General features: G+C 68.8%; 16 protein-coding genes, 1 tRNA gene and 1 pseudogene. 10 read left to right on the top strand and 8 right to left on the bottom strand.

The window, feature by feature from the left end:
• Positions 1–28: 28 nt before the first annotated feature.
• On the bottom strand, positions 29–796 hold the full coding sequence (locus ABD743_RS17900) for an enoyl-CoA hydratase (RefSeq protein WP_344723212.1): 768 nt from the start codon (positions 794–796) through the stop codon (positions 29–31).
• A gap of 124 nt (positions 797–920) precedes the next feature.
• Between ABD743_RS17900 and htpX the strand changes: the two genes are divergently transcribed.
• On the top strand, positions 921–1,784 hold the full coding sequence (gene htpX, locus ABD743_RS17895) for a zinc metalloprotease HtpX (RefSeq protein ID WP_344723211.1): 864 nt from the start codon (positions 921–923) through the stop codon (positions 1,782–1,784).
• Between the two features lie 15 nt (positions 1,785–1,799).
• Here the strand turns inward: htpX and ABD743_RS17890 are convergent, their stop codons facing one another.
• The 4 genes from ABD743_RS17890 to ABD743_RS17875 are packed head-to-tail and all read right to left on the bottom strand — an operon-like array spanning position 1,800 to position 4,190.
• Positions 1,800–2,594, bottom strand: a complete 795-nt coding sequence (locus ABD743_RS17890; RefSeq protein WP_344723210.1) for an SRPBCC family protein — start codon at positions 2,592–2,594, stop codon at positions 1,800–1,802.
• Positions 2,591–3,214: an ArsR/SmtB family transcription factor gene (locus tag ABD743_RS17885; protein ID WP_344723209.1), complete on the bottom strand. Its 624-nt coding sequence runs from the start codon at positions 3,212–3,214 to the stop codon at positions 2,591–2,593. Before ABD743_RS17885 ends, ABD743_RS17890 begins: the two co-directional genes overlap by 4 nt.
• Before the next feature lie 50 nt (positions 3,215–3,264).
• Positions 3,265–3,621, bottom strand: coding sequence for a nuclear transport factor 2 family protein (locus ABD743_RS17880; RefSeq protein WP_344723208.1), 357 nt, complete (start codon positions 3,619–3,621; stop codon positions 3,265–3,267).
• Positions 3,618–4,190: a TIGR03086 family metal-binding protein gene (locus ABD743_RS17875; RefSeq protein WP_344723206.1), complete on the bottom strand. Its 573-nt coding sequence runs from the start codon at positions 4,188–4,190 to the stop codon at positions 3,618–3,620. The genes ABD743_RS17880 and ABD743_RS17875 overlap by 4 nt, the downstream gene beginning before the upstream one ends.
• Positions 4,191–4,297: 107 nt before the next feature.
• Here ABD743_RS17875 and ABD743_RS17870 point away from each other — a divergent pair, with 107 nt between their 5' ends.
• Entirely contained in the window at positions 4,298–5,125 is an 828-nt protein-coding gene (locus ABD743_RS17870; protein ID WP_344723205.1) for a DUF6597 domain-containing transcriptional factor, read from the top strand.
• Positions 5,126–5,153: 28 nt separating this feature from the next.
• Positions 5,154–5,879, top strand: coding sequence for an alpha/beta fold hydrolase (locus ABD743_RS17865; protein ID WP_344723204.1), 726 nt, complete (start codon positions 5,154–5,156; stop codon positions 5,877–5,879).
• Between the two features lie 24 nt (positions 5,880–5,903).
• On the opposite strand, the gene ABD743_RS17860 is transcribed toward ABD743_RS17865, so the two are convergent.
• On the bottom strand, positions 5,904–7,577 hold the full coding sequence (locus ABD743_RS17860; protein ID WP_344723203.1) for an alpha/beta hydrolase fold domain-containing protein: 1,674 nt from the start codon (positions 7,575–7,577) through the stop codon (positions 5,904–5,906).
• A 122-nt stretch (positions 7,578–7,699) separates the two neighbouring features.
• On the opposite strand from ABD743_RS17860, the gene ABD743_RS17855 reads away from it, so the two are divergent.
• The gene (locus ABD743_RS17855; protein WP_344723202.1) at positions 7,700–8,314 is read left to right on the top strand and encodes a PadR family transcriptional regulator; all 615 of its coding nucleotides are present in this window, start codon (positions 7,700–7,702) and stop codon (positions 8,312–8,314) included.
• 141 nt (positions 8,315–8,455) lie between these two features.
• Positions 8,456–8,887 (top strand): SgcJ/EcaC family oxidoreductase, encoded by a 432-nt coding sequence (locus ABD743_RS17850; RefSeq protein WP_344723201.1) that lies wholly within the window; start codon positions 8,456–8,458, stop codon positions 8,885–8,887.
• An 88-nt stretch (positions 8,888–8,975) separates the two neighbouring features.
• Here the strand turns inward: ABD743_RS17850 and ABD743_RS17845 are convergent, their stop codons facing one another.
• On the bottom strand, positions 8,976–9,467 hold the full coding sequence (locus ABD743_RS17845; protein ID WP_344723200.1) for a YajQ family cyclic di-GMP-binding protein: 492 nt from the start codon (positions 9,465–9,467) through the stop codon (positions 8,976–8,978).
• Between the two features lie 80 nt (positions 9,468–9,547).
• Here ABD743_RS17845 and ABD743_RS17840 point away from each other — a divergent pair.
• The 4 genes and pseudogenes from ABD743_RS17840 (at position 9,548) to ABD743_RS17825 (ending at position 16,904) form a co-directional block, all read left to right on the top strand.
• Positions 9,548–9,629 (top strand) — tRNA-Tyr (locus ABD743_RS17840).
• A 208-nt stretch (positions 9,630–9,837) separates the two neighbouring features.
• A pseudogene (locus tag ABD743_RS17835) lies at positions 9,838–9,985 on the top strand (integrase core domain-containing protein); the annotation flags it as partial.
• A gap of 108 nt (positions 9,986–10,093) precedes the next feature.
• On the top strand, positions 10,094–12,439 hold the full coding sequence (locus tag ABD743_RS17830) for a hypothetical protein (protein ID WP_344723199.1): 2,346 nt from the start codon (positions 10,094–10,096) through the stop codon (positions 12,437–12,439).
• Positions 12,440–13,040: 601 nt separating this feature from the next.
• A complete protein-coding gene (locus ABD743_RS17825) occupies positions 13,041–16,904 on the top strand; it encodes an AAA family ATPase (protein ID WP_344723198.1) in 3,864 nt (1,287 codons plus the stop codon).
• 85 nt (positions 16,905–16,989) lie between these two features.
• Here ABD743_RS17825 and ABD743_RS17820 read toward each other — a convergent pair whose 3' ends face one another.
• Positions 16,990–17,736: an HNH endonuclease gene (locus ABD743_RS17820; protein ID WP_344723197.1), complete on the bottom strand. Its 747-nt coding sequence runs from the start codon at positions 17,734–17,736 to the stop codon at positions 16,990–16,992.
• 580 nt (positions 17,737–18,316) lie between these two features.
• On the opposite strand from ABD743_RS17820, the gene ABD743_RS17815 reads away from it, so the two are divergent.
• Entirely contained in the window at positions 18,317–19,006 is a 690-nt protein-coding gene (locus ABD743_RS17815) for a Panacea domain-containing protein (protein WP_344723196.1), read from the top strand.
• The last annotated feature ends 21 nt before the right edge of the window (positions 19,007–19,027 follow it).

Raw genomic sequence — 19,027 nt, 5'->3', positions numbered from 1 at the left:
TCACCGTTCGTACGGGTGCTTGTGCTCGTTACCCCTTTTGTCCGCGGGCTGAGCTGCTGATCTTCGCCTGGAGGGCCGCCAGCCGCTGTTGGAACTCGTCGGAGTTCACCGACGCCGCCTGTGCTCGCACCTCTACCTCAACAGCCTCGGCCTGCGTGCTCATCCCAGCGGTGAGACGCAATGTCGACTTTGTTGTGCGGACGAGATCGGGCGGCGCCGCCGCGGCCCGGGCAGCGAGCTCCACAGCCGCCGCCACGACGTCGTCGACCGCCCGGTAGACCAAGCCGATCCGCGCGGCCTCCTCGGCGTCGAGAACATCACCGAAAAGCGTGAGCGCCGCCGCCCCCTGCGGGCCGAGCACGCGCTGCGCCATCCATGTGTAGCCGCCGCCCGGGTGCAGTCCGAGCGGCAGGAACCGGGCGTCGAACCTCGCGCGCGGGCCGGCGAGGCGCAGGTCGCACGCCAGTGCGAGGTTGAGTCCGGCCCCGACCGCCGCGCCGTTCACGGCCGCGATCGTCGGCAGTGGGCACTCGGCGATCGCGAGGAAGCCCGCATAGACGTCGAGGAGAGTCGCGGGGTCCGCCTTGGCGAGCTCGCCCAGGTCGCCGCCGGCACAGAAGGCCGGGTCCTCGCCCGTGACCACGACGGCGCCCACCGCGTCGTCGGCGGTGACGGTCCGCACGGCGTCGGCAAGTTTGCCGGACAGGTCGAGGTTCATGGCGTTGCGGCGTTCGGGGTTGGACAAGGTCAGAACGGCGACGCGGTCGGTGATCTCGGTGCGGACTGCGGTGGCCATGGCCGCATCTTGCTCTACGCGAGCCCCGATCGCGCCGTCACGCCGGTCACGTCGCGCTCCTTTGCTCGTCCGGAACACGCTCAGGTCGTTGTTCGTTCACAGATCGGGACAGGAGGGACCCGAAGTGCACAGGTCGTGGAACGGGTTGAAGACCGCGATGCTGCTCGGTGGGCTGAGCGCGTTGGTGCTGCTCGTCGGGTCGCTGTTCGGGCGTGGTGGCTTGGTGATCGCGTTCGTCGTCGCTCTGGGGATGAACGGCTATGCCTACTTCAACTCCGACAAGATCGCGCTACGTGCCATGCACGCGCGCCCGATCACCGAGCCGGAGCACCCGGTCATGTACCGGATCGTGCGCGAGCTCTCGCAGACCGCGCGCCAGCCGATGCCGCGCCTCTACATCTCGCCCACCGCTGCGCCCAACGCCTTCGCCACCGGCCGCGACCCTCGCCATGCCGCAGTCTGTGCCACCACGGGCCTGCTCTCCCTCCTCGACGAGCGGGAGCTGCGAGCCGTGCTGGGCCACGAGCTGAGCCACGTCTACAACCGCGACATCCTGATCTCCTCGGTGGCCGGGGCCCTCGCCTCGATGGTGAGCCTGCTGGCCAACATCGCGATGTTCGCCGGCCTGTTCGGGGGCGGCGACGAGGATCGCCCCAACCCGATCGCGCTGCTGCTGATCGCATTGCTCGGGCCGGTCGCCGCCGGTCTCGTGCAGATGGCCGTGAGTCGATCCCGCGAGTACCAGGCCGACGCGAGCGGCGCCGCGCTCACCCGCGACCCGTTGGCGCTGGCCTCGGCCCTGCGCAAGCTCGAACGCGGCACCCAGCTCGCTCCGCTGCCGCCCGAGCCGAAGCTGATGTCCCAGTCGCACCTGATGATCGCCAGCCCGTTCCGCGCGGGCGAGCAGGCGGCCCGGCTGTTCTCCACCCACCCGCCGATGCAGGACCGCATCCGGCGGCTGGAGGAGATGGGCATGCGGTACCGCTGAGCCGAGAGCCGCGGCTCAGCGCGCGTCCGCGGTGCCGGCGGGCACAGGGAAGTGGTGCGTGAGCCAGGCCTGCCACTCCTGCGTCAGCGCGGCCGCGTCCACGGGCTCACCGTAGAAATAGTGGTAGGCACTCACGCCGCAGCCGTCGGAGCCCTCCGCACCGAAGCGGTGCAGGCCGCGCGCCGACCGGACGCCGAGGAACTCCTCGGTCATGACGTCCACGACACCGGTGATCGGCGCAGGTCCGTCCGGCGTGAGGGTGACCTCGCTGCCGAGATCGGGACGCCCGGCGAGCCCGAGCCCGCCGTACAGCACGGGCCAGACCGTGTGGCCTGTGCCGGGCGTCCAGCCCATCGTCACCACGTTCTGTGCACGCAGGCCACGGAAGTGCGCGAAGTAGCTGCGCAGGTTCTCGAAGAACAGGCTCCAGCCCGCGTCGAAGCTGTCGTACTCGCCGTCCCAGTCGGTGCCGTCGAGGAAGCCGCTCTGCACGAACCTCACCACTGTGCCGCCGCCCGCGCGGCCTTCCACGAGGAACTCGAAGGCATAGTCGGGTCCGTCGGCCGGCGGCTCGACGGATCCGTAGGCGAACCGGCCCCGTCCGTCGGCCGAGACCGGCTCCCATGCCGTGATCCGGCCGGTCGTCTCGAAGCCGGAGCCGTAGTCCTGCCCGACGGTGCCACCTTCGTGCGGCTCCACGCGGTGCGGCACGAACCAGGTGGCGATGCCGGGCTCGGTCGCGATCGCCTCCCACACCTGCTCCGGGTCGGCGTCCAGCTCGATGTCCTTCTCCAGTCGTCGCTCGCTCACGTCGTCTGCTCCCGCGTGGTGTCGGCGCGCGCCGGATCGTCGGTACGCGCGCTGGGGTGCACCGCGACGACCACCCGGTGCGGGCGGCCCCCCGGTGCCGTCTCGTCGTGGTACTTGGACACGAGCGCCGTGACCGCGTTCGCCAACTCCTCGGCGAAGGCCGCCCGGTCACTCGCCGAGGCGAACCGGACCTCGCCGTCGATCGTGAAGGTCGCGAGCCGCTTGCCTGCGGTCGTGGCGCCCCGCACGAGGTCGCCGACCTCCCGAACGGTTCGGGCGGCGACGGCGATCAGCCAGCGTGCCGAGAGCCGGTCGGGCGCCCGCTCCGGATCGGGCGCAACGGCGCCGAGCGCGGCAGGCGAGATCACGTAGCTCGACGCGGTGGCCTGCAGGATCCGCTCGGTCATGTTGCCCTTGCGGCGCTCCTCGACCAGTTCGACGAGGCCGTGGTGCTCCAGCGTGCGCAGGTGGTAGTTGATCTTCTGCCGGGGCAGGCCCACCTTCGCGGCGAGGCTGCTGGCCGAACCCGGCTCGGCCAGCTCGGCCAGCAGCCGGGCGCGCACCGGGTCGAGGGAGACACCGGCCGCGGCCGGATCGTCGATGACAGCAAGCTCGTGCACCGGCGTACGGTCCCTCCGACAAGAAAGTTTGTCAAGGGCTGGCCGGCGTGTCAGCCCTTCACGTAGGCGAGCTTCTCGGCCACCAGCCCGTCGCGGACGGCGAACACATCCACGCCCCGCACGTGTCCGGACCCCCATGCGTAGCGCCAGCGCACCACCACCCGGTCGCCGGCCTCGATCAGCTCCTCGGTGGTGAAACCCCCGTCCGGCGCCCCGGCGAACAGCGCCGTCCAGGCCTCCCGCACCGCGTCGGCGCCGACGTGCCTGCGCCCGTCCGGCGGGGTGGTGTCCTCGAAGACGCAGTCACGTGTCATCGCGGCCATGATCGCGTCGACGTCCTGGGCGTCGAAGGCCGTCTGGAAGCGCTGGACGGCGGCGAGGGCACTGTCCGAAATCCCCCTGCTCATGGCGTCCTCCCCATCATTCCCAGCAGCTCGGCCTGCGCGCCCGCTCCGGCCGGAACCTCGACCCGCGGACCGATCACCCCGATCTTGCGGTAAACGGCCTCCATCGGGCCGAACCACTGCCGCACGGCCACGACCACCTCGACATCCATCGTCTCGTCGGCACGTAGCGCACGCGCCAGGTCGACGGCATGGACGAGGTGGTCGGCGGCGAGCTGCAAGGCGTACTCGCTGCCCGGGTGGTCGCCGAACGACAGGTGCACGACGCGGTCCATCGCTCCGTCCGCGAAGACGGCGGAGAGCGCCCGGGCCGCGGCGTCGTCGAACGCACTCACCGGGTCGTCGCCGAGCAGGTCGCCTGCGAAGCGGTCACCGACCTCATCGATCGTCTCGCCGGCGAGGAGCGGTGGGGCCCACCGCTCCTCCTCGACGATGTGGCGCACGAGGTCCCGCACCGTCCAGCCGGGAAGCGGCGTCGGTGCGTCCCAGCGGCCGTCGACGGCGTGCACCTGCGCCCCGAACTCTGCGCTGCACCGGGCGTAGATCTGGCAGACGTCCACCGCTGTGAGCATGCCCCTCACCTGCGCTTTCGAGAAGCCCCGTCCGGGTGCGCACGACGCCCGGCGTGTGGCATCGCACGACTCGCCGAATTGTCGGGGTTTGCGGGCATCCTTAGTACGTGACGCAGGTGCCGGTGCCCACCACGAGCGAACACGGTGTGCTCGGGGAGCACGCCACGGGATTCTCCGTCGACCGATTCCCGCCCGCTCCCGATCTCGCCTATCTCGTCGAACGCCACTGGCTCGTGTCCTGGGAGCTGGAGCCGGGGCACGAGGAGTCGGTCACCCTGCTGCCGCATCCGTGCGTCAACCTCGTGCTCGACGGCGGCCAGCTCGCCGTCTCCGGGGTCGGGCGCGATCGCTTCACCTACGTCTACCGCGGATCCGGCCGCGTGTTCGGCGTCAAGTTCCGGCCGGGCGCGTTCCTGCCGTTCCTTCGTGGGCCGGTCTCCGACATCACTGATGCGGTGCTGCCGGCCGAGCAACTGTGGGGCCCGGCTGCAGCCGGGCTGGCCGCGCGGATGACGGCAGCGCCGGGCGTCGACGAACTGGTCGCGCTGGTCGAGGCCTTCGTGCGGGAGCGTCTGCCGCCGCCTGATCCTCAGGTGGAGCTGGTCGGCCGGATCGTCGCGGCGCTGCTCCACGACCGCACCATCAGCCGGGTCGACGACGTCACCGAGCGGTTCAACATCAACCCGCGCACCTTGCAGCGGCTGTTCCAGCGCTACGTCGGGGTGAGCCCCAAGTGGGTGCTGCGCCGCTACCGGCTCCACGAGGCCGCCGCAGTGCTCGCCCGCGAGCAACACCGGCCGTGGGCGGAGGTCGCGGCCGAGCTGGGCTACTACGACCAGTCCCATTTCATCCGCGACTTCACAGCGGCCGTCGGCCTCACCCCGGTGGCGTACGCGCAGGCCTGCCTGCGGGCCGAGGCCCCGGTGAGTGCCTGAGCGTGATCGGATACGGGATGCTGCCGGCGTGACTTCGCTGCGTGTGCGTCGCGGCGGCGCAGAGGCGCCCGTCGTGCTGCTGCTCCATGGGCTGGGTGCCACCTCCGAGGTGTGGGAAGGGGTCGTCGCGGCCCTCGGCGACCGGGCCTGGGTGGCGCCCGACCTGCCCGGCCACGGGCGCTCGTACCCGCTGCCGCAGTACACGTTCTCCGCCACGGCCGAGGCGGTGGCCGACCTGGTCGATCCGGCCGGCACGGTGATCGTCGGCCACTCGTTCGGCGGGGTGGTCGGCCTGCACCTTGCGAGCCGCCCCGGTGTGCGCGCAGTGGTGGGGCTCGGGATCAAGGTCGCCTGGACGCCCGACGAGCTCGCCCGCGCCGCGAAGCTCGCTGCCAGGGAGCCCGCCCGCTTCGACACGCGTGATGAGGCCGTGGCCCGCCACCTGCGGGTCGCCGGACTCGACGGCCTCGTCGACGTGGATCACCCGGCCGTGGCCGCCGGTGTCGTCGAGGAGGACGGTCGCTGGCGCCCGGCGCTCGACCCGCGGGCCTTCGGCGTCGGCGAGCCGGGAGTGGCCGCCCTGCTCGCCGCGGCCCCGGTGCCGGTGGTGCTGGCCCGGGGGCAGCACGACGCGCTCGTCGGCTCCGAGGACCTGCTGGAGCTCGTCCCGAATGCCGTCGACCTGCCCGGACTCGGTCACAACGCTCACGTGGAGGACCCCGCCGCGGTCGCCGCCCTGGTCACGCGTTTCTGATCGCTGACGAGCCAGCGGCGGCAGTCATGCCGATCGTGTCGTCGAGGTCCAGGTCTCGCCGAACTCCAGGGTCACGACCTTGATCCGCTGCTCGTGCCCTGCGAGGTCTGCTGCGAGCTGGGCGGGGGCCGGGTCGCCGGGCGGATAGTGCACCGGGATCACGGTGTGCACGCCCAGCCACATCGCGGCGATCGCAGCCTCCGCCGGGGGCAGTTCGGTGACCGTGACCGGTCCGACGCGTGCGCCGCCGATGCCGAGCACGGCGATCTGCGGCCGGTACAGCTCACGCCAGGTTTTGAGGTCGGCAGACAGCGAGAAGTCGCCTCCGCACAGGATCCGGGTGCCGGCGGCGGTGGTCAGCAGGTAGCTCATCGGCTGGTCCGAGAGGAATTGGCCGTCGGAGCACATGCTCGAGGAGTGGCGGGCGTCCAGCGCCTTGATCGTGACGTCCCGGCAGTGGAACTCGACGCCGGAGACCATGGGCGCGCAGCGCCTGGACGGGACGGCGTGGCTCAGGGCGTGCTGATAGAGCGCGGGACCGCAGACGAGGATCGCCTGTCCACTCCGGACGATCTCGATGGCCTGGCCGCGGTGGTCGTAACCGGCGTGGGTGACGGCGACGACGTCGGAGTCGGACAGCTCCTCCGGCGTGACACGGCTCTCGGGGAGTCCACTGTGGATGCCCTCCGGGTCGGCCTGGTACGGGTCGACCAGCACACGCGTGCCCTGCTCCGTCGTGATCTGGTAGCCGGCCCAGCCGACCCGGCGGATGGTCAGCGGCTGCGGCTGGCGTTCGAGGCCGCCGGCCAACCACGACGTACAGAACTCGGCGATCCGGTCGAACATCGTCTCTGCCGCCCTGGCGCAGACGACGGGGAAGCCGTGGATCATCCCGTCGAAGAGGTCGAGGTCGACCTCCGCTCCGGCGGCGTCGGCGCGTTCGGCGAAGCGGAGAGTGTCGTCGAGGAGCAGTTCGTTGCCGCCGGCACACAGAAGCAGCGGCGGAAAGCCGGCGAGATCGCCGAAGAGAGGTGATTGCGGCGACCCCGCCGGATCGGCCTCACCGAGATAGGCCTGGCGGGCAGCGTCCAACTCCGCCCTGTCGACGACGTCGGTGCCGTCGTTCGTCGTGATCGAGGCGCCGGAGAACGTGAAGTCGGCGATGGGGGAGACGCAGACGGCGGCCGTGGGCAGCGCGTGTCCGGTGCCGGCCAGTTCGGTCAGCGCCGACAACGCGAGGGTGGCCCCGGCGGAATGGCCGACGAGCAGCACACGCGAGGCGGGGCGCCGTCCGAGAAGTGCGTGAAAGGCCGTCAGCACGTCCTGCAGCGCGGCCGGATAGGGGTGGGCCGGCGCGAGCCGGTAGTGCAGGAGCAGCACCGGCAGGCCGAGCGCGTGCGACAGCGGGGCGGCGAACACGTCCGGAGGCTCCTCGTACCGGAAGCGCCGCCCGTGCAGATACAGCGCCACCGCCTCGCCCCCGGTGCCTGCCGCGGCCACCCACTCGCCGGTCGTGTCGTCGGCCCGCCAGGGGGTGGTCGCGAAGGTCGGGGTGCGCGATGCCCGGCCGTGGTCGAGCATCACCTGCCCGCTGCCGGCGGCAGCAGGGGCGTCGCCGGCTGCGGCACGTGTCTTCCTGAGTACGTCGCTGATCACGCCCAGGTCGTCGGGCGATGCCGGATGACGCGTGGTTCGCACGTCTCCTCCTCGGACGAGCACACGACTACGCCCCCCATCTCCCAGGATGCGCCGAGGCGCAAGGATTGTGGCGATTATGGCGATCTGCCATAGTGCGATCTGCATGAAGAGGGGTGGCGGACGTGGCACTGCGTCGTGCGGATCGGGACCTGCCGGGTCTCACCGTGCTCGCGTTGCTGATGACCGGCCCGCGCCACACCTACGAGATGCACCGGATGATGATCGACACGCACAAGGACTTCGTCACCGGACTGCCGCGGAGCATGTACCACTCCGTGGAGCGGCTGCTCCGCGACGAGCACATCGTCGTCGCCGACACGATTCGCGACGGTTCACGGCCGGAACGGATCGTCTATGCGCTGACGGACGCCGGCCGGGCCGAGCTGGTGGCCCGCGTACGCAGGCTGCTGGAGACACCGGATCCAGATGCGACCCTGCTCGTGGCGGGCCTGTCCTTCGTCGCCTGTCTGCCGCCCACCGAGGCGGCGGCCGCGCTCCGCGCCCGCCGCGACGCCCTGGCCGGACGGTGTACGGAACTGGAACGCGTCCTCGCCGAGACGCCGGTGCCGCGCATGCTTCTGCTCGAGGTCGAGTACGAGCTCGCCCGCGCTGCGTCCGAACGCGACTGGCTGGGAACGATCGTTGCCGACCTGGATTCGGGGCAGCTCGACTGGCCCGAGGACGTCGCGGAGCTGACGGCTCTCGCCGGACCTGATCCGGAGGCGCCACTGAGCTGATCGACAAGACGGCCCGGGGCGGCGTTGGCGCGCCGCTCCCGGACCGGAACCGCATGCACGCAACCGATGGTCACGCGGCGCGGCTCGGGATAGCACCTGTGAGCGTAGTGCGGCGTGGTCACGTCCACAGAAGGGTTCACCATGTCCGCAACAACCCCTGGCCTCGTCGACGACACGCTCGCCCGCATGGCCGCGGCCTGGAATGCCGGTGACGCCGCGGCGTACGCGTCGCTGTTCACCGCCGACGCCACGTACGTCGCGTTCAACGGGCAGATGATGCGCGGGCGTACCGCGATCGAGGACGGCCACCGCTGGCTCTTCGAGGGACCGCTGCGCTCCTCGCGGATGACCCACGCGGCGGGAACCGCTGCCGCGGAGCACCACATCCGGTTCATCCGCCCCGACGTCGCGCTCGTCCACACCGCGGGAGGCGGCGTCCAGCTCGCCGGAACCGCCGAGCTGACTCCCGACCGGGAGTCTGTGGTGTCGCTGGTCCTCGTCGAGGACGGCGGCTCCTGGCAGATCGCGGCATTCCAGAACACCCGGCGTCAGCACGCGGGGCCGAAGCCGTGAGCCGCTGACGTGTGGGCCGCACGTGCTCCTCCTCGAAGGAGCACGTGCGCGCCCCCGTCATTGCTCGGTGCGGGGCGGAGTTGCTGCGTCAGCGGTAGTTGGTGAACTGCAGAGCGATCCCGAAGTCCCGGTTCTTGAGCAGCGCGATCACGGCCTGGAGGTCGTCCTTCTTCTTGCCCGAGACGCGCAGCTGGTCGCCCTGGATCTGGGCCTGCACGCCCTTGAGCTTCTCGTCCCGGATGACCTTGCTGATCTCCTTCGCCTTGTCCGACTCGATGCCCTGAAGGATCTTGCCGCTGATCTTGTAGGTCTTCCCGGAGATGGCAGGCTCGCCCGCCTCGAACGCCTTCAGCGAGATGCTGCGCTTGATCAACTTCTCCTTGAAGACCTCGACGGCCGCCATCGCCCGCTCCTCGGTCTCCGACTCGATCGTCAGGGCCTCCTCGCCCGACCAGGCGATCGACGTCCCGGTCCCCCGGAAGTCGAAGCGCTGCGATAGCTCCTTCGCCGCCTGGTTGAGGGCGTTGTCGACCTCTTGCCGGTCGACCTTGCTCACCACGTCGAACGACGGGTCGGCCATCACGTGCCTCCTTGGCGACCGGGCCCCTGCTCGGCCCGGTTCATCGCTGTCGTATCCTTCATCCGCGCCACGGCGCACCTGGCAGGTTGCCCGAGTGGCCAAAGGGAGCGGACTGTAAATCCGTCGGCTTAGCCTACGAAGGTTCGAATCCTTCACCTGCCACACCCAGGCCGAACGGCCCCTGAACTGCGGAAACGCGGGACAGGGGCCGTTCTGCTGTGGTCCGGCTGTGTCCGGTTCCTACCGGCTCTGAGCGGCTGTCTGTGGGCCCTCCGTGGGCCGCTGCTCGGGGAGGCGCGGCCAGCGCTGCCCTGAGACTTCGGCGGTGCGCTAGGCGTGGGCGTCAGTGACGGCTTTACAGAGCGCTCTCACCGAACGGGCCTACCGTCGAGTCTTCACCAGCAACGTACGAACGCACCGCCGCGCTCAACCCCTGGCTCGAGCACTACAACAACGAACGACGCCACTCAGCCCTCGGAGGCCAGCCACCGATCAGCCGACGGCAACCAATCTCATGACCGGATACAGCTAGAGCCTGGCCTGCGTACCCTCGCCGGCTCGGGTGCCGTAGGGCGCGGTCTTCAGGTCGCCGGAAACGTCGGCGGCCGCCACCGCGATCAGCTGGTGTGACCAGGACCGACGGGCAGATGTCGATCGCCAACCGGCTGGCCGCCGCCCTGCATACCGGCGCCGAACTGGACCTAATCCCGAATACGCCCGTCGGGGACCCGCTCAGCGACGAGGTGATGCGCGGTTGGGGCCCCGATCACGAGGTGGACGCCGAGATGCTGCGCGAGCTACTGCTGCGCCGCGGCCTTGGCGACGAAACCGTGGATCCGCACGGCCTACACCTGCGGGGCGCCCGGATCCGTGGGCGACTCGACCTCGACCTCGTCGACACCCTGGTGGCGCTGCGCCTCTACGACTGTCTGCTCGAGCTCGGCGTCTCCGCCGAGCAGGCCCACCTGCCGCTCCTCGCCCTAGTTCGGTGCCGGGTGGGCCATCCCAATCTGCCGGCTCTATTGGGTGACGCCCTGCAACTCGACGGCCAGCTGCAGCTTGACGGTTCGGTGATCACGGCCACTAGTGCTCATGGCGCGGTCCGTCTGCTCTCCGCGCAGATCGGCAGCCAGCTCAACCTCGTGTCCACCACCGTGCGTAACTCCGGAGGCCCGGCCTTGGCCGCCGACGGGCTGCAGATCGGTAGCGATGCGCGCTTCCTCGAGGGTTTCACCGCCGAGGGCAGCGGCGGGGATGGCGCTATCCGCCTGCATGGTGCGCGGATCGGCGGCCAGCTCAATTTCGCGAGCGGCACCGTGCGCAACTCCACCGGCCCGGCCCTGTACGCCGACAGGCTGCAGACCGACGGCGATGTGTACTTCTTCGAGGGTTTCACCGCCGAGGGCAGCGGCGAGGATGGCGCTATCCGCCTGCCTGGCGCGCGGATCGGCGGCGAGCTCACCCTGCAGGGTGCCACCGTGCGCAACTCCACCGGCCCGGCCCTGTACGCCGATGGGCTGCAGACCGGTAGCGATGTGTACTTCTTCGAGGGTTTCACCGCCGAGGCCAGCGGCGGGGATGGCGCTATCCGCCTTCCTGGTGCGCGGATCGGCGGCCAGCTCAATTTCGTGAGCGGCACCGTGCGCAACTCCACCGGCCCGGCCCTGTACGCCGACAGGCTGCAGACCGACGGCGATGTGCACTTCTTCGAGGGCTTCACTGCCGAGGGCGCCGCCGGGGCTGGCGCGATCTGCCTGTTCGGTGCGCGGATCGGTGGCCAGCTCACCCTGCAGGGTGCAACCCTCCGTAACCCTGATGGCCCGGCCTTTGTCGCTGACAGGCTGCAGACCGACGGCGATGTGCACTTCATCGAGGGCTTCACTGCCGAGGGCGCTGGCGAGAACGGCGCGGTCCGCCTGCCCGGTGCGCGGATCGGCGGCCAGCTCGCCCTGCGGGGCGCCATCCGTAACACCACTGGCCCGGCCCTATACGCCGACAGGCTGCAGACCCACGGCGATGCGTTCCTCGACACCGGTTTCGATGCCGAGGGGGCCGGCGGAGATGGCGCGCTCCGCATGCCGGGCGCGCGGATCGGCGGCCAGCTGTCCCTACGGGGCGCCACCGTGCGTAACTCCGATGGACCGGCCCTGCGCGCCGACGGGCTGCAGACCGACGAGGATGTGTACCTCGACTGGAGCTTCACCGCCGAGGGTGCCGGCGATGAAGGCGCGGTCCGCCTGCAGGGTGCCCGGATCGGCGGCCGGCTCAGTCTGGCGGGCGCTACCGTTCTCAGCTCATCCGATGAGCGGCACCGATGGGAGATTGGCGGGCTGACCTATACCGGGGTCCCGCGGCTGGCAGAGGAGAGAAATCGGCAGGCCTGGCTTGAGCTGCTGCGCAGCGGTACCCCCAGGTATGCGGCGCAGCCGTATCAGCAGCTGGCCGCCGCCTACCGGGCGGAGGGGCACGACAGCGACGTAAGGGCGATTCTGATCGCGCAGCGGGAGGACCAGATCGCCCGCGGTGGGCTGAGCCGGGCGGACCGGTGGTGGGGGCGGATCACAGGGGCTCTGCTGGGGTACGGCTATCAGCCGTGGCGGGCGCTGCTGTACCTGGGTGCTGTCCTCGCCGTGTCTGTGACGCTCACCGTCGTGCTCGGCGCGTACGGCGCCCTTACTCGCACACCGGACCGCCCCGTCGCAGCTGCTCCTGCCCCGCAAGTGGCCACCGCTGCGCCCGCTCCGTTCACAGCCCTCGCGGAGGCGCAGCCGTGCCCTTTGATCGAACGCATCGGCAAGGGCCTCGACCTCGGTACCCCGTTCCTGCCCCGCACCATGACCACCCGTTGCGAGCCCACCAGCACCGTCACCGGCACCGCCCTGACCCTGAGCGCCTGGCTGCTCCAGGTCGCCGCATGGGCCCTCGCCGCCCTGTTCGTGGCCGGATTCACCGGCATCGTCCGCAGGACCTGACCGCATCGTCCGCCGAGGAGCCGCCGATGGAGGGCGCCTACCGCGACCGACTCTCCGTGTGAATCCCCGCGTGGCGCAGGGGTGAGTGCCCGAGAGGCCAGGACGCCGTCGAGGAGTGGGGCGACGCGACGCCGCTCGACCTAGAGCGCTGCGGCATGCTGGCACACATTTGGCCCAGCGATCCGATGACAGCCCGACGACGCCGTACAGCACTGGACACGGTGGAACGCCTGCGTGTGGCAGGTGAAGGATTCGAGCCCTCGTAGGCTAAGCCGACAGGTCTACAGTGGACTGTCCTTTGACCTGCGGCGGAGCCGCGGACACGCGGAAGCGCTGCGGACACCCGCGGTCCGCGTCCGTAGATAGTCCGCGCGCGCCGTTCTCGTCCTTGCAAGCTGGGTGCTGGTGGTGACCTCCTCACGGCGCGGGTTCATCCCTGTCGGCCGGTGTCGTGGGGGCAAGGCACGCCGTTCTGCCTTGCCCCCACCACACGGTCTGGCTGCCTCCTCTACGGGGTGCCCGCCGTCGACGGATCTGCAGTGCGTTGACAGGCGATGTCTGACCTGCGGTGGAGTTACCTCTGTCTCTCTAGTCCTCGCCCATGCTCATGACGATCATGACGCCCCGGGCGATGTCGGTCCAAGGTGATAAACATCCACACATGGCCGGTATCCAGCACCTCTCGATGAGGGTTCCGTGGCGGGACCGTCCTTGGGATCAGTTCATCTGCAACGACCCGTTGGGGAACTCCTCGTGCACCCTGCTTGCCGCGATCGGCAAGCGCCGAGATGACCCGTTCGAAGAGGCCGGAGCCGGCGCGGCCATCGATAACCTGGACCACGACCGACTCCCGTGCCTCAGTGAGCGCGCGACGTTCATGTCCCCGCTCGGTTATACAGTGGTCAAGCAGCATCCCTACCGGCTCAATCGTGCGCTCCGAGACAAGCTCCATGACACGCCGGTGACGCTACCGGGGCACGCCTTCGAGGCTGTCCCCTTCCGCTGGATGAATCGCGAGTCGTTCGCTCACGAGATCGGCCACGACCGGGTCCCGTCGTTCAACTTGAATTCGGAAGTCGCCGCGGACGCGGCCCTCGACTATGCCCCGCCATGGGTGATGGACGGCGACAACCAGCGTGCGATCATGGCGGCGTTCTTCGAACCCGTCGCGCCGGGTGACTCCCTGGTCTTCGTCTATCTGAAGCACTCACCACTCCAGGAGCAGCGGACGGATCGTCTACTGGTCGGAGCTGCGCGCGTGACCCGGCTCACGCCACCGCCGATGTGGAACCAGTCGGGGAAACCGCCTTTCCGGTCGTCCATGTGGGAGACGATCGTCGAGCACTCGCTGCGCCCAGACATGGCCGACGGCGTGCTGCTGCCGTACCAGGAACTTATCCCTCTGCTGGACGGCGGGGTCGACGTCGATAAGGCGCTGGCATGGGCGCCAGAGGGGCGCGACGTCGAATTCTCGTACGTCACTGAGCACCTGTCTGACGACGCCGCCATCGAGGCACTCCTCGCCCTGCAGTCCGCGACCGAGGGCATGGCCGAGCTCGGGATCACGGTTCCCGAGGCGGGTCGGGACTGGCTGCGCGCCCACATCGAGCGGCTCTGGCAGCTGCGCGGTCCCGCGCCGGGGCTGCCGGGTGTCCTCTCGATGCTCGGCGTTCAGCAGCCGTACGTCGCGGCCCGCGCGGTGTTGACCGAGGCTGGTGACGAGGCCAACCCGTGGGATGTGCTTGATTCGGTGCTCACCAACCCGTCAGCCGGGCCCGCCCGGATCACGGCGCACATCGGGCCGATGCAGGTGAGGGTGTGGAAGAAGGTTCCACCAACACGCCAGTCGGTGCTTCGGCTGCTCTCCGGCCTCGACATCTCCCCAGCGCAGGTCCAGATGCTGCTGGAGGGCAACACCGAGGTGGAGATGGTGGCAGAGGATCTGCTGGACAATCCCTACCTCGCTGTGACGTGCACATACGGTGTCCCGGAGCACGTACCGTTCGCCACGGTTGATCGCGCCCTCTTCCCGCCGACGTATGTGACGTGGAAGCCTCCGCTGCCTGACGAGGTCAAGCTGGAAGGCCACCTCGACAGGCGCCGGATCGAAGCCCTTCTGGCCGACGTGCTTGAGCGGCAGGGCCGGCAGGGTGACACCGTCGTTCCAGAAGGCGAGGTCATCGCCCTAGCGAACGACGTCCCGCTCGCCCAGCCACCCAACCTGAGCAGGATGATCCTCACGGGCCTCGATCTCGACCACGCCGGCATGCGCGGATGGGACGAGTGGTCGCCGCTCACGAGCGTGTCGCTCGCGGACAGGACCCCCGCGTACAAGCTGGCCCGATTCGAGAGCACCTCCTTGGTCATTCGGGAGTGGATCGACGCCCAGGCGGGGCGGCCCAGCCTGGGGCCGGTCACGGCCGCCCGGGCGGTCCTCGACAGCGCGCTCGACCGCAACCAGGAGGTCACGGGCGAGCTCGACGAGCTCGAGGAGCGCGCCCGGACCGAGAAAGCCGCCGGTCTCTCCTCCCTTCACGACGCACCCCTGTCACTGCTCATCGGCCCCGCGGGGACTGGCAAGACGACCCTGCTCCGTGCGCTGGTCGAATACCCGGGCGTCGCCGCCGGGAACGTCCTCCTCCTGGCCCCCACAGGCAAGGCCAAGGTCCAGCTGGAGACAAGGGTGGGGTTGCCCGCCAAGACCTTGGCATCGCATCTCCGCGCGACGAAGAGGTACGACGGCGACACCAACCGGTACCTCGTCTGGGGGGATCAGCAACCGCGGCAGACATACGCCCTGGTCGTGATCGACGAGGCATCGATGCTCACCGAGGAGATGTTGGCCGCGACGCTCGACTCCTTCGCGGGCGTCAAGCGGCTCATCCTGGTGGGCGATCCCCGTCAGCTCCCGCCGATCGGGGCTGGCCGGCCCTTCGTCGACCTCGTCAACAAGGTGCGCCCGAAGACGTTCCAAGACTGGGTCCGCGTCGCGGCGGGCTACGTCGAGCTCCAGGTGCCCCGACGTCAACTAGCCGATGGAACCCATGGCGCCCGATACGACCTCGACCTGGCGGCGTGGTTCGGCGACAGCACCAGGGGTGCGGGCGACGAGGCGATCTGGACCGAGCTCGCGGCGAACCCCGATCTCCCGACCCTGCGCTACGTCCATTGGGGCGACCGAACGGCCGTCGAGACCCTGACCGACGAGTTGCGGCACAACCTGACGCTCGACGGCGATCCCGACCCTTCGCGAGCGTTCGCTCTGACGTACGGCGGCGTCATGAACGGCACCTACCTCAACTGGAACCTCGGTGCTGGCCAACGGGCCGAGGACTGGCAGATTCTCTCCCCCACCCGCTCGCGCGCGTTCGGCACGGTGGAGCTCAACCGGCACATCAAACGCACCTACCGCGCGGGCGACACGAAGTGGGCGCAGCGAAATACGCCGAGGGGGAACATCCCGAAACCGATGGGGCCTGAACTCGTCGTCCGAGGCGACAAGGTCATGCAGACCGTCAACATGCCTCTCAGCGCACGACCCAAGCAGGGCGCCATGAACTATGTGGCGAACGGCGAGATCGGTGTGGCCATCGGCTTCGTCACGCCGGCGCAAAAGGCGCCGAAGCACACCCTGCCGCTGAACGTCGAGTTCTCCTCCCAGCCAGCATTCCAGTACACCTACTCGCCGTCCAGTTCCGAGGACCCGCCTTTGGAGCTCGCCTGGGCAGTCACCGTCCACAAGTCCCAGGGATCCGAGTTCGGCACGACATTCCTCATCCTGCCCGCCCGCGCGAACGTTTCAAGGGAGTTGATGTACACCGCGCTGACCAGGCAAAAGGACAAAGTCATCATCCTTCACGAGGGCACACTGTCCGACCTGCGGGACCTCGCCCAACCCTCGCGCTCGGAGACGGCACGACGGCTAACCGACCTGTTCGACGCACCCGAGCCGATCACGCTGCAGATCCGCGGCATGGCCAGCCGCTTCGACCGTAAGCTTTTGCACGTCTCGGCCAACGGCACCCCGATGGCCTCCAAGAACGAAGTCATTATCGCCGGCCTGCTCGATCAACTCGCACCCGGCCACTGGCACTACGAGGCCCCGCTGACCGGCATGGACAGCCGCATAGTTCACCCGGACTTCACGATCACGACGCAGGACGGCCGAACGGTCTACTGGGAGCACGCCGGCATGCTCGACCTCCCGGACTACGCGACGAAGTGGGATCTCAAAAAGGCGTGGTACGCGAACAACGGGATCCTTCCCCACGATCAGGGCGGCGGCCCGAACGGCACTCTCATGTGGACCGACGATCTCAACGGTGCCGATGCACAAGCATGGTTGACGTTCGCGTCCGAGGTTCTCGGGGCAACGCCCGCTGTATCAGAGATCTCAATGAAAAGCGACTCAGGGCGCGGCCGGAGAGTTGCCAGGCGGGCACCGCGACGCCCGCCGAAGAATTAGTGCTAGGTGACCCAGCCGGTGTTATCGACACTGAAAACGTCGAGACGGAGCGGATTTCAGGAGAGGGCGGACACGCGTAGCACTGTCAACCTCGCGTCCTGAGCGCGCCGTTGCTAACAAGCGCACCGAGTTCTTCGACGGTGAGCCATGGCCGGTAACGGTGGATCATGCGATGACAGTTCGAGCACAAGAGGGCTAGATCGCGAAGCGCTGTCTTACGGGGTCCGGTGACGCTGAGTGGATCGCGGTGGTGGCACTCGATGAAGTCCCGGCCGCGGTGGCCGTAGGCGGCTTCGAAGTCGAATCCACATGCCTCACATCGCACACACCCGAGGTCGTGCCGGGCTTGTTGGATCCTGCGCCGTCGGGAATCGGCGTTACGCTCCCGAGCGAGATGGCGACGCTCGAAGGTGCGTCCCTCCTCGAAGGTCGCGTCCTCATCCACGTCGGGCAGCGACGGCAACGGCTCGGGGTCGGTGATAGCAGCGCGGAACGCGTTTGCCAGCTCGTGCATACGTTCTGGATGAGAGATGAACGCATCCACGACATCCGCGGTGGTCTTGCCGCCCTTCGTCTGTCCACCGTTGTATTCTGGGTGTGCAGTCGCAATATCGTTCGACTTGCGCTTGACTCCGTTCGGGTTCCGAAACTTCGGGCTCGCCGCCGCGTGGACCGGCGAGCCTTGACGGAGCAATCGCGAGAGCTCGACGACGCGTTCGTCGGCAGCGTTGTTGATCGCTCGCCAGCCGTTGCTGACAACGGCGTTGCAGACGAGGACGATCTCCTCGTAGGTCCAGTCAACGCGGGGCTGCTGGGCGGACGACTGGGACACGCTCGCAGGATATGGTGCTAGTCCGTCTGGGCTTGAGCCGACGTGGCTCCGCACCGCGCGGCTGGAGGCGTCGCCTCGGTGACATGCGCTCGGGTCGGCGAGTTGATCGCCGAGGTGAGCCAACCTGCATCAAGCAAGTCGCGCTTCAGCGAGGAGTCTCATGACTGTGCGCGGCCATTTACGAGTGCAATCGGGACTGCAATGGTTGATCCGAGCCCGCCTTCACTTCAGCTTGCTTCGGCAAGGGCGACGCCGCTGCCGATGGTCGGTGGATCGGTAAGAGCAGAGATGCGCGGGCGCTGCGGCATGGGCGTGAGGTCGGGGTGCGGGGTGGCAGCGGGGGGCGGGTGCCGCGCCTTGGCGCTCGCGAGCGCGCCGGGTAGCCATCCGCCGACTAGCGGTCCGGGCCAATCGGCGCTTGCAACTGGCGCCCTCCCAGTCTGAACCGCCGCCCCGGAGGGTCAGAGAAGATGACTTCACGGTGGTAACGGTCGGGCTCCGGTTCACGCTTTACATATGGATGCTCGCCACAAGCACGTGACATCAGGCGGTGTTCGCCTTTACGGTACGTTGGACCAAAGTGTCAGACGAGCTTGACAACTCTAGCTACGATGGTGTAGACGCCCCCCGCCACGCAGACGCGCTGCTCGGTGGGAGCCCGGAAGGACCCGCCACCATGACCTCCGCCACGATCTCCTACGACAGCCGGAAGTTCGAAGAGCTTCTCCTCTACATCGCAGAGGAGTCTGTTGGCGACCCGAAGTTCGGCAAGACCAAGCTGAACAAGATTCTGTACTATGTCGACTTCTCGGCGTACGGTTCATTCGGAAAGTCGGTCACGGGCGCGGAATACCAGCGCCGGCCGTATGGGCCTGTCCCACGCCAGATCACTGCTGCGCGGAACGCGCTGCTAGCACGCGAGGATGCGGCAGTCGAGGTGGTTGAGCGGTTCGGGTACCCACAGGAACGGCTCGTCGCGAAGCGACCGCCGAACCTCTCGTTGTTTTCCAACGAGGAGAAGCAACTTGTCGACGACGTGATCAAGGCATTGTGGGACCGGAACGGCAGCGAGGCTTCGGAGCTGTCGCACCGGGAGCTAGGTTGGAAATTCGCGACCGACGGCGCCCTCATCCCCTACTCAACGGTTTTCCTGAGCTGTAGGCCAATGAACTCGGACGATATTCAGCGAGGTCACGAGATCGCAGGAATCCTGGAAAGGGATCCGAAGAGTATCGCCGAGGTCGAAATGATCATCGCTAGCGCGGCATAGTCGCCAGGTCGACCGCGACTC

The organism is Pseudonocardia yunnanensis, from assembly GCF_039534065.1.
Classification (GTDB): Bacteria; Actinomycetota; Actinomycetes; order Mycobacteriales; family Pseudonocardiaceae; genus Pseudonocardia; species Pseudonocardia yunnanensis.
This window is presented reverse-complemented; position numbering and strand designations above follow the sequence as displayed.

Coding starts and splice junctions, on each gene's coding strand:
- ABD743_RS17900 (WP_344723212.1), bottom strand. CDS start 796: ATGGCCACCGCAGTCCGCACCGAGATCACCGACCGCGTCGCCGTTCTG.
- ABD743_RS17880 (WP_344723208.1), bottom strand. CDS start 3,621: ATGAGCAGGGGGATTTCGGACAGTGCCCTCGCCGCCGTCCAGCGCTTC.
- ABD743_RS17875 (WP_344723206.1), bottom strand. CDS start 4,190: ATGCTCACAGCGGTGGACGTCTGCCAGATCTACGCCCGGTGCAGCGCA.
- ABD743_RS17850 (WP_344723201.1), top strand. CDS start 8,456: ATGTCCGCAACAACCCCTGGCCTCGTCGACGACACGCTCGCCCGCATG.
- ABD743_RS17845 (WP_344723200.1), bottom strand. CDS start 9,467: ATGGCCGACCCGTCGTTCGACGTGGTGAGCAAGGTCGACCGGCAAGAG.
- ABD743_RS17825 (WP_344723198.1), top strand. CDS start 13,041: ATGCTCATGACGATCATGACGCCCCGGGCGATGTCGGTCCAAGGTGAT.